The 8,638-nt window shown below is 63.2% G+C and carries 8 protein-coding genes; 2 read left to right on the forward strand and 6 right to left on the reverse strand.

Annotated features, from left to right (window positions below):
• The 4 genes from EN939_RS11620 to EN939_RS11635 all read right to left on the reverse strand — a co-directional run.
• A partial coding sequence (locus EN939_RS11620; protein WP_164750953.1) for an ABC transporter permease occupies positions 1 to 670 on the reverse strand: 670 nt, incomplete at its 3' end.
• Between the two features lie 147 nt (positions 671 to 817).
• The gene (locus tag EN939_RS11625; protein ID WP_127268131.1) at positions 818 to 1,858 is read right to left on the reverse strand and encodes a sugar ABC transporter substrate-binding protein; all 1,041 of its coding nucleotides are present in this window, start codon (positions 1,856 to 1,858) and stop codon (positions 818 to 820) included.
• A 39-nt stretch (positions 1,859 to 1,897) separates the two neighbouring features.
• A complete protein-coding gene (locus EN939_RS11630) occupies positions 1,898 to 2,662 on the reverse strand; it encodes an ATP-binding cassette domain-containing protein (protein ID WP_127268132.1) in 765 nt (254 codons plus the stop codon).
• Positions 2,659 to 3,825 (reverse strand): ROK family transcriptional regulator, encoded by a 1,167-nt coding sequence (locus tag EN939_RS11635; protein WP_127268133.1) that lies wholly within the window; start codon positions 3,823 to 3,825, stop codon positions 2,659 to 2,661. Before EN939_RS11635 ends, EN939_RS11630 begins: the two co-directional genes overlap by 4 nt.
• Before the next feature lie 222 nt (positions 3,826 to 4,047).
• Here EN939_RS11635 and EN939_RS11640 point away from each other — a divergent pair, with 222 nt between their 5' ends.
• Positions 4,048 to 5,226: a M24 family metallopeptidase gene (locus EN939_RS11640; RefSeq protein ID WP_127268134.1), complete on the forward strand. Its 1,179-nt coding sequence runs from the start codon at positions 4,048 to 4,050 to the stop codon at positions 5,224 to 5,226.
• Positions 5,213 to 6,379 carry a M20 metallopeptidase family protein gene (locus EN939_RS11645; RefSeq protein ID WP_236383312.1) on the forward strand — a complete coding sequence of 389 codons (1,167 nt, stop codon included), beginning with the start codon at positions 5,213 to 5,215 and terminating at the stop codon, positions 6,377 to 6,379. The genes EN939_RS11640 and EN939_RS11645 overlap by 14 nt, the downstream gene beginning before the upstream one ends.
• Before the next feature lie 111 nt (positions 6,380 to 6,490).
• Here EN939_RS11645 and EN939_RS11650 read toward each other — a convergent pair whose 3' ends face one another.
• Both EN939_RS11650 and EN939_RS11655 read right to left on the reverse strand, forming a co-directional pair.
• Entirely contained in the window at positions 6,491 to 7,795 is a 1,305-nt protein-coding gene (locus EN939_RS11650) for a M23 family metallopeptidase (RefSeq protein ID WP_127268135.1), read from the reverse strand.
• A 151-nt stretch (positions 7,796 to 7,946) separates the two neighbouring features.
• Entirely contained in the window at positions 7,947 to 8,414 is a 468-nt protein-coding gene (locus tag EN939_RS11655; RefSeq protein WP_127258257.1) for a peroxiredoxin, read from the reverse strand.
• Between the last annotated feature and the right edge of the window lie 224 nt (positions 8,415 to 8,638).

Here is an 8,638-nt window from a genome sequence, read left to right on the forward strand (position 1 = left end):
TGAGATTGCGGTTCACCCGGATGCCGGCGCGGAAGGTCGCCGTCTCGTTGCCGCCGATCATCACCAGATGCCGGCCGAACGGCGTCTTGGCCATGATCAGCGAAAAGACCACGAAACAGCCAACCGCGATCCAGGCGGTAAGTGGCAGGCCGACAAGGCGCTGGATGCCGAACCAGCGGATGGCCGGTGCAAGATCCTGCGCCGAGCGGCCGCCCGACACGACCAGCACGAGGCCGCGCACCCAGATGTAGGACGCCAGCGTGATGATGAAGGCGCTCATCTTCACCTTGACCACCAGATAGCCGTTGAAGGCGCCGATGAGACCGCCGACGGCCAGCGCCAGCAGCAGCGAAACCGGAACCATCAGCCATTCGGGATGCAGTTGCACGCCCATGCCGATGCCCGACGAGCAGAACAGGATGCCGACCGCCATGGCGCTAAGCGCTGCGACGGATTCGACCGACAGATCCATGTGGCCGGCGATGATCACCAGCGCCAGGCCGATCGACATGACGCCGAGCACGCTGGAAGCCTCGATGATGTTGGCGAAGATGCCGAGCTGAAAGTAGTTCGGGACGAAGATGGAGAAGACCACCAGCACGAACAGCAGCATGAACCAGACGAGGTTGTCGAGTACGAACTCCAGGGCTTTGCGTGTGCGCGGGTTCATGGGCTGATCCGGTTGGCGCATGCCCCGCGAAATCAATTCGATTTCGTCGGGTTCGGGCGCGGATTCAAATTCGCCACGGCGTCTTTTGGACGCGGCGTCATGAAAGGGCAGGCTCCGGGCCGTAACGGCCCGGAGCGCTTTCAATGACTATTCGACCGATTTGACGGTGTCCGTCGGCGGCTTCTGGTTGCCCCAGAAGGCCGGGTTGTCGACGTTTTGCTTGGTGATGGCGTCACCCGGGATCTTGATGCTCGGACCCCAGGCTTCCTTGGTCACGGTCGATTTCAAGCCGAGCACGTCGTATTCACCGGGCTTGATTTCTTGCTTCTTGACGATCTTGTCCATGAACATCGCGACAGCCGCGGCCTGCGCGTAGAGCGGCTGCTCGATTTCGGCGTTGAGCCAGCCCTTGCGGATCAGGTCGAGGCCGACCGGAGCGCCGTTCGAGCTCATCAGCATGACGTCGCCCGGCTTCTTGCCGGCCGCCTCGAGCGAGGCGACGGCGGCGACCGACAGGTGCGCGGCATGGCTGAAGATCAGGTCGATGTCGGGGTTCGCCAGCATCTGGTCGGCAACGATTGTGCCGGCATTGCTGGCTTCCCATTGCATGCCCGGAAGCGAGATGATCTTGACGTCCGGCAACGCCTTCCTCTTCTCCTCGAAGCCCTTCTGGATGTCGAGCGTATAGGGGTCGCCGGGGTCGCCGAGGACCTGCAGCACCTTGCCCTTCACCGAACCGTGCTTTGCCTTCAGCAGCTTCTCGGCCTGGTCCGCGGCTACGTAGCCGATCTCGACCGTTCCGGCGACAGAGGTGAAGTCGGATGGCGTCGAGGTGATCTGGCGGTCGAACTCGACCACCGGGATGCCGGCGGCCCGGGCCGCCTCGATCGACGGTTTCAGGGCATTGAAGTCGACTGCCGCCAGGATGATGGCCGCCGGCTTCAGCGCGATGACATCGTTCATCTGCGATTGCTGGGCGTCGGTCTTGTTGTCGGCGTTCAGCGTCTTCATCTCGTAGCCGGTCTGCTTCAGGAACAGTTCCAGCGCGCTCACCGAGCCGGTCTGGAACTCGTCCAGCAGCGTCGGCACCATATAGTAGATGATACCCTTGGACTGGGCGAATGCCGGCGTGAGCGTGGCAAAGGCCAGTGCAAGGATACCGAAGACAGCAAGAAGTATTCGCTTCATGTCGTTCGCTCCTCTTAAGCCGGACCCCTCTTTTGTCCCTCAGCCTGTCGGTCCGGCACCGGCAAGCGTCTCACCGGTGATCATGTTGATCACCGCATCGGGACTTGTTTTATTGCGTGCGACATCGCCGGCCACGACGCCCTGGCGGATCACCACGATCCGGTCGGCGACCTGAAAAGCCTGCTGCATGATATGGGTGATGATGACGACGCCGATGCCCTGGTTCGCCACTTGGCGGATCATGTCGAGGCCGCGCCGTGTCTGTTCGACGCCGAGGGCGGCGAACGGTTCATCGAGCAGCACCAGCTTGCCGCCCCAGTGCACGAAACGGTTGAGCTCGATGGCTTGCCGTTGGCCGCCCGAGAGATGCTCGACATTGGCCCGCAGCGAGGGAATGCGGGTGCCGGCATTGGCCAGCGCCCTTCCGACGACGGCTTCCATGGCGCGCTCGTCGAGCACGGGAATGCCGAGAAACTTGCGTGTGATCTCACGGCCCATGAAGAAATTGGCGACCACGTCGACATTGGTGCACAGCGAGAGATCCTGGTAGACGGTCTCGATGCCGGCCGCCTTGGCCTCGGCTGGTGATTTGGCAAGGAATTCCTTGCCCTCGAACAGCATGCGCCCGGAGGTCGGCTCCAGTCCGCCCGATATGATCTTCACCAGTGTCGATTTGCCGGCGCCGTTGTCGCCCAGCAGCGCCACGACCTCGCCCTTGCCGATCGAGAAGCTGATCCCCTTGAGCGCTTCGATCGCGCCATAGTTCTTGGTGACGTTGTCGAGCACCAGCAGGGGTTCACTCATGCCGCAATCTCCCTGCCTTTGAGAAGGTCGCGCTCGCGTTCGCGTTCGGCCGCGAACATCTGCCCGAAGCGAGGTGACAGCACCCCGGAAACCGCAAGGGCGGCGGCGCCGCGCAGCACGGAATGCTGTCCGCCGCGCGCGACCACAACCCTGGGCGTCGTGCGGTCCTTGCGGGCCGAGACGGAGTTGTGCAGGCCTCCGGCCGAACCAGCCAGCATTTCGAGCAGGTCGGTGGACGCCAGCCCGCCGAGGATGACCGTCTCCGGGTCGAACAGGTTCTCGATGACGGCGACGGCGTTGTGAAAGATCGGTGCGACTTCGGCGACCCAATCCGCCTCGCTGCCGTTCCAGCGCCGGCGTGCCTCGAGCGACAAATATCTTTCGAGACAGCCGCTGTTGCCGCACGGGCAGGCCTCGCCGCCCGGAATAACGGGAATGTGCCCGATCTCGCCGGCATTTCCCCAGGCGCCGCGCAAGGCGCTGCCGTCATGAACCATGACGCCGCCAAGGCCAACGCCGAAATAGAGATAGTAATATTCGGAAAACTGGGCGCCGAGGCCGTAGAGGCGCTCGCCCATGGCGGCCGCTGCCATATCGGTTTCAAAGAAGGCCGGCAATCCGGTGGAGGCCGCCAGCCGTTCGCGCAGCGCCACATCCTTCCAGCCGGTCATGGTGGTTGGCCCGACGAAACTCATGGACTCCACGTCGAATGGGCCGGGCAGGGCCATGCCAACGCCCAGCACCCGTCCGCCAGCCCGCAGTCTGGTCAATTCCACCACCATCGCCCCGATCAGCTCGAAGGCGTGGTCCGGCGCCGCGTTCGGCGCCTCGCGGTAGATGCTCTCGATCACGTCGCCGCTCAGATTGATCAAGGCGGCGCTGATACCAAGCGGAGTGATGTGGATGCCGACGGCATAGCCGCCATCGGGGTTGATCCGGAGCGTTGCCGGCGGCAGGCCGCGCCCCTTCGGCTCTTCGCGCAGCGACAGGATGTAGTCCTGATCTTCCAGTTCGCGAACGATGGTCGATACCGTCTGGACGGTGAGGCCGACGCGCCGGGCGATCTCGCCGCGGGCGATCGGTCCATGAAGGCGGATGGACTCAAGCACGATGCGCCGATTGTACGGCCGCCCGAACTCCTGATTGGTCCCCCGCAGTGCCATGCCTTGCGCCCCTTAGGAGAGCGCAGCTTTGCATTGCTTATTTATTCAGTCAAATGGAATTCAAAAATAAATTCACGCCGAAGTTTTCCTGGGGAAGGCCGTGGAGGGCCTATTCGGTTCAGGACCTGCCCACGCGTCGTCCTGGCCGATTGCCGCCGTGGCGAAACCCCTTCAATGGTGAGCGAACCCCGCGACCGTTGATCTGACAAAGATGGAGCAAAGATGATTGAATTGCCGTTTGCCCGAGACGAGTACCAACAGCGGCTTCGCAAGATACGCACCGAGATGGCGAAGCGCGGTCTCGAACTCCTTGTCGTCAACGACGTTGCCAACCAGCATTACATCACCGGCTATGACGGCTGGTCGTTCTACACGCCGCAGGTGGTGCTGGTTCCAATCGAGGAGGTCGAGCCGGTCTGGATCGGGCGCGCCATGGATGCGGCCGGCGGTCTTCTGACCGCCTGGATGAAACCGGAAAACGTGGTCGGCTTTCCGGAAGACCATGTTCAGCGCGTCGATCGCCATCCCATGGACTGGATCGCGAGCTGGATCGTCGCCAGGGGCTGGGGTGTCAGACATATCGGCATCGAACTCGAAGCCTATTATTTCTCCCCCACGGCGCACGCCCGGCTTGTCGCGGGACTTCCAAATGCAAAATGGCATGATGCCGACCTGCTGGTGAACTGGATCCGCGCGGTCAAATCGGCGCCCGAGATCGCCTATTTGCGCAAGGCGTCCACCTTGGCCGAAGCGGCCGTCACGCGGGCCTTCGAGGTGATCGCACCGGGTGTTCGCGAGTGCGATGCCATCGCCGCCATCCAGGCGGCGCAGATCGCAGGCAGCCCGGATTTTGCCGGCGACATCACCGCTCTTCCACCGACAATCCTCGGTGGCGAGAATGCCTCGGCGCCGCACATCATGTGGAGCGACAGGCGGTTCGGAGACAACGAGACGATTGCGCTGGAACTTGCCGGCGTTTGCCGCCGCTATGCCGCCGGCCTCGCCAGGACCATGCAGCTTGGCAAGACGCCGACAAATGTTTCGGACACGGCAAAAGCGGTGATCGAGGGCATGGATGCGGTGCTCGACGCGGTCAAACCGGGAACATCAGCCGAAGCCGTCGAAGCCGCCTGGCGCAAGGTCATCCAGCGCTACGGACTGAAGAAGGAATCGCGCATCGGCTACTCCATCGGCGTCGCCTATCCGCCGGACTGGGGCGAGCATACGATCAGCCTCAGGCCGGGCGACAAGACCGTGCTTGAACCGGGCAATGTCGTTCATTCCATCCTCGGCATGTGGATGGATGGCTGGGGCATCGAGATCAGCGAGACCATCCTGGTCACCGAAACCGGCCATGAGACCCTGACGAAGTTCCCGCGAGAGATCCATGTCAAATCCTGAGGGTTCGGCCACGGCGGGTGGTGTTGCGAAAACCGTGACGACCGATATCGACGCCGGAATTCTCGATCGGATGATCGAGGTCCGCCGCCACCTGCACCGCAATCCCGAGCTTTCGAACCAGGAGGCCGGCACGCAGCGCTATCTCAGGCAGATGCTGGTGGATCAGGGAATTGCCGACATTCGCGACGTTGCCGGCTTTGGCCTTGCCGTCGATATTGTCGGCACCGGCAAGCCGTCGAATCGAAAGATCGCCATTCGCGCCGACATCGATGCCTTGCCGATCGAGGAGGCCTCCGGCGTCGATTATGCATCGACGAATCCAGGCGTGATGCATGCCTGCGGTCACGACGCCCATGCATCGATGGCTTTCGCGGTGGCCGCGCATCTTCACCGGTCGCGGGACAGTTTTGGCGGCACCGTTCGCCTGATCTTCCAGCCGGCCGAGGAAGACGAACCGTCGGGCGGCAGGCGAGTGGTGGAAGAGGGGCTTCTCGACGACATCGATGCCGCCATCTGCGTCCACGTCGATCCCTACACGCCGTCCGGCAAGGTTGCCGTCGGCTCTGGTCCCTACACTCTGGCCTGCGACACGTTCGATGTGGCCGTCATCGGCTCGGCCGCGCACGCGGCAAAACCGCATGAAGGTGTCGATGCGTTGGCCGTGGCTTGCTCCCTGGTGAGCGAATTGCAGAAGATCGTTTCGCGCGAGATCGACCCATACGATCCGCTGGTGATTTCCGTGACGGCCATCAATGGCGGCAACGCCTATAATGTCACCGCCGGCAAGGTCACGTTGAAAGGCACCATCCGCAGCGGCAGCGACGCCACACGCGAGCGGGCCTGGCGCCGTGTTCGTACGATAGCCGAGGGTACGGCGACGAGCCACGGGGCGCGTGTCGAGGTCGACATCCACAAGGGCGAACCGGGTGTCGTCAACGATGTCGAGATGACTGAGCTGATTGCCGCCAGCGCCAAGGCCTGCATCGGCGCCGACAACGTCCTCAACACGCCCGGATGGACCATCGCTGACGATTTTGGCTACTACAGCGAGAAACGCCCGTCGGTCTACTTCCGGCTCGGCATCCGCAACGAAGCGGTCGGATCGGTGTTTCCGCTCCACCACGCCGGTTTCGTGTCGACGAGGCCGCGTTGAAGGTCGGCGCGGCCACCCTGGTTGCGGCAGTGACGGCGTTTCTGTCGACGGGAGCGCCTTAGTCAGCCATCATGATGGTCATCGGCGCATGGGGCAGGAGCCCAGCATCGCTTACAGATACTGGGCGACCTTCTTGCCGACCGTGAGGAAGCGCAAGGGATCGATCGCTTCGCCATTGTGGCGCACTTCGTAGTGCAGATGCGGGCCGGTCGAGCGGCCGCTGCTGCCGGTCTTGCCGATGACGGCGCCGGCGTCCAGTTTCTCACCGACGGTGACGTCGATCTCGCTGAGATGCCCGTAACGTGTCGCAAAACCATTGCCGTGGTCGACTTCCACCATGCGGCCATAGCCGCCGTTCCAGCCGGCCTTGGTGACGGTGCCGGGTGCGGTGACCTTGGCGGCCATGCCGATCGGGGCCCTGAAATCCATGCCGGAATGCAATGCCGCGGTGCCGAGGATCGGGTCGGTGCGCACGCCGAACGGGCTGGTGACGGAGTGGCCCGGTGCGGGGTTGGTCAGCGGCAACTGGCGCGCTTCCTTCTTGAGATGGTCGAGGGCGTCAAGCGCTTCGTCCAACTCCTTGACCTTGCTGTCGAACATCATGGAGCTGTCGAGCGGGATCAGCGGTCCGCCGACATCGCTGTCGCCCTTGCCGAAATCGCTGTCGACGGGCAGTCCGGCCGCCTCGAGCGCCTGGGTAATGGCATCGGCACTCTTGTAGGCATTGTCGGCAAGCGTGCTGATGCGGGTCAACTGGTCGCTCTCGATGGATTTCAGCGACTGGTTGATCGAGACGAAGAGCTTGTCGGCACGATCGGCGGCTGAATCGTTGGGCAGCGGATCGGAGCGGGTCGACCACAGCGAGAACGGCCTTGTGTCGCCGGCGCCGGGATCGGCGCTCAGGCTGGCGACCGCATAGTTCCGCGCGGGCTCCTTGATGCTGCCGGTCACTTCGGCGCGTTTGTCCGGCTTCGCAACCGCTGCCGGATCTTCGGCCGGCGCTGCGCCGACTTCGCTCTCGGCGCGTTCGAGCAGCGGGCCAAGGCGGCCGTGACGCTGGCTCAGCTGGCTCTGCCGTTCAAGCAGTTCGCTGACCTTGGTTTCCATCAGCTGCTGGTCGAGCAACTGCCGGCTGGTGATGCGGTCGACCTGGGCGCGAAGCGCCGAAATGCGATCTTCATAGGCTTGCTGCATGCGCGCCTGGCGCGCCGTGGTGGCGCCTATCAGATCGTCGCGCAGCACCAGATAGGAGGTGGCCATGAGGTAGCCGACGGCAATGGCGGCGAGCGCCGAGCCGATAAAGGCCGCCAGCCACGGTCGGATCGTGAAATGCCTGATCTCGTTGCCCCGGGCGATGATGACCGTATGGGGCTCCTTACGCCTGCCGAAGACTGCGGACTGACCGGTTGCGTTCACGGGACCAAGCTTTCGTTTACGACACCACGACAGCTTGACTACACATTATTAAGGTTAACAAAGGCTTGCAGGGCCGGCTTGCCCGCAGCGAACGCCCGCCAGGCGTGCGTATGGTTGTAAGGGAAACCGGGCCAACCTCGCCGGCAAAACCTCAAAGCGCGCGAACGGCCTCGAGCACCTCTTCCGCATGGCCCTTGACGCGGACCTTGCGCCAAATCCTGGCGATCCGCCCGTCGCGGCCGATCAGGAACGTCGCGCGCTCGACGCCCATATACTTGCGGCCATACATCGATTTCTCGACCCACAGATGGTAGGCTTCGATCACCTTGCGCTCCTCGTCGGCGGCGAGGTCGATAGTGAGATTGTATTTCGACTTGAACTTGTCGTGCTTCTTGACGGGGTCGGGCGACAGGCCGATCACCACGGCGCCGGCCTTCTCGAAGTCCGGCTTCAGTTGCGAGAAGCTGATCGCCTCCTGCGTGCAGCTTGTTGTGTCGTCCTGCGGATAGAAATACAGCACGATGGGCTTGCCGGACGATGCGGCAAGGCTGACTGATCCGCCGCCGTCCCGCGGCAGGTCGAATTGCGGCGCGAGATCGCCTACGTCGAGGTCAGCCATACCGATGCCCTTGTTTGAGGTTACGCGCGAAGCCACACCGATATAGTGTCGGACGGGGATTCGTCCACGATCGAGTTCGTACAACGGAAAATTGCGTGGATCAGGAGCGACCGCAGCACGAGAAGATCCGGTTCAGGCGTGATGAGATCACCGACCTGGGGACCTTTCCGTCCGCCTGCCGTGTGCCGCCGCTCGGTCAGGCTTCGATCGGACGCGGTTTTCGC

It is taken from the genome of Mesorhizobium sp. M7A.F.Ca.CA.002.05.1.1 (assembly GCF_003998335.1).
Classification (GTDB): Bacteria; Pseudomonadota; Alphaproteobacteria; order Rhizobiales; family Rhizobiaceae; genus Mesorhizobium.

Excerpts from the sequence above, each read along its gene's own strand:
- EN939_RS11630 (WP_127268132.1), bottom strand. The coding sequence starts at position 2,662 with ATGAGTGAACCCCTGCTGGTGCTCGACAACGTCACCAAGAACTATGGC.
- EN939_RS11655 (WP_127258257.1), bottom strand. The coding sequence starts at position 8,414 with ATGGCTGACCTCGACGTAGGCGATCTCGCGCCGCAATTCGACCTGCCG.
- EN939_RS11625 (WP_127268131.1), bottom strand. The coding sequence starts at position 1,858 with ATGAAGCGAATACTTCTTGCTGTCTTCGGTATCCTTGCACTGGCCTTT.
- EN939_RS11640 (WP_127268134.1), top strand. The coding sequence starts at position 4,048 with ATGATTGAATTGCCGTTTGCCCGAGACGAGTACCAACAGCGGCTTCGC.
- EN939_RS11635 (WP_127268133.1), bottom strand. The coding sequence starts at position 3,825 with ATGGCACTGCGGGGGACCAATCAGGAGTTCGGGCGGCCGTACAATCGG.
- EN939_RS11645 (WP_236383312.1), top strand. The coding sequence starts at position 5,213 with ATGTCAAATCCTGAGGGTTCGGCCACGGCGGGTGGTGTTGCGAAAACC.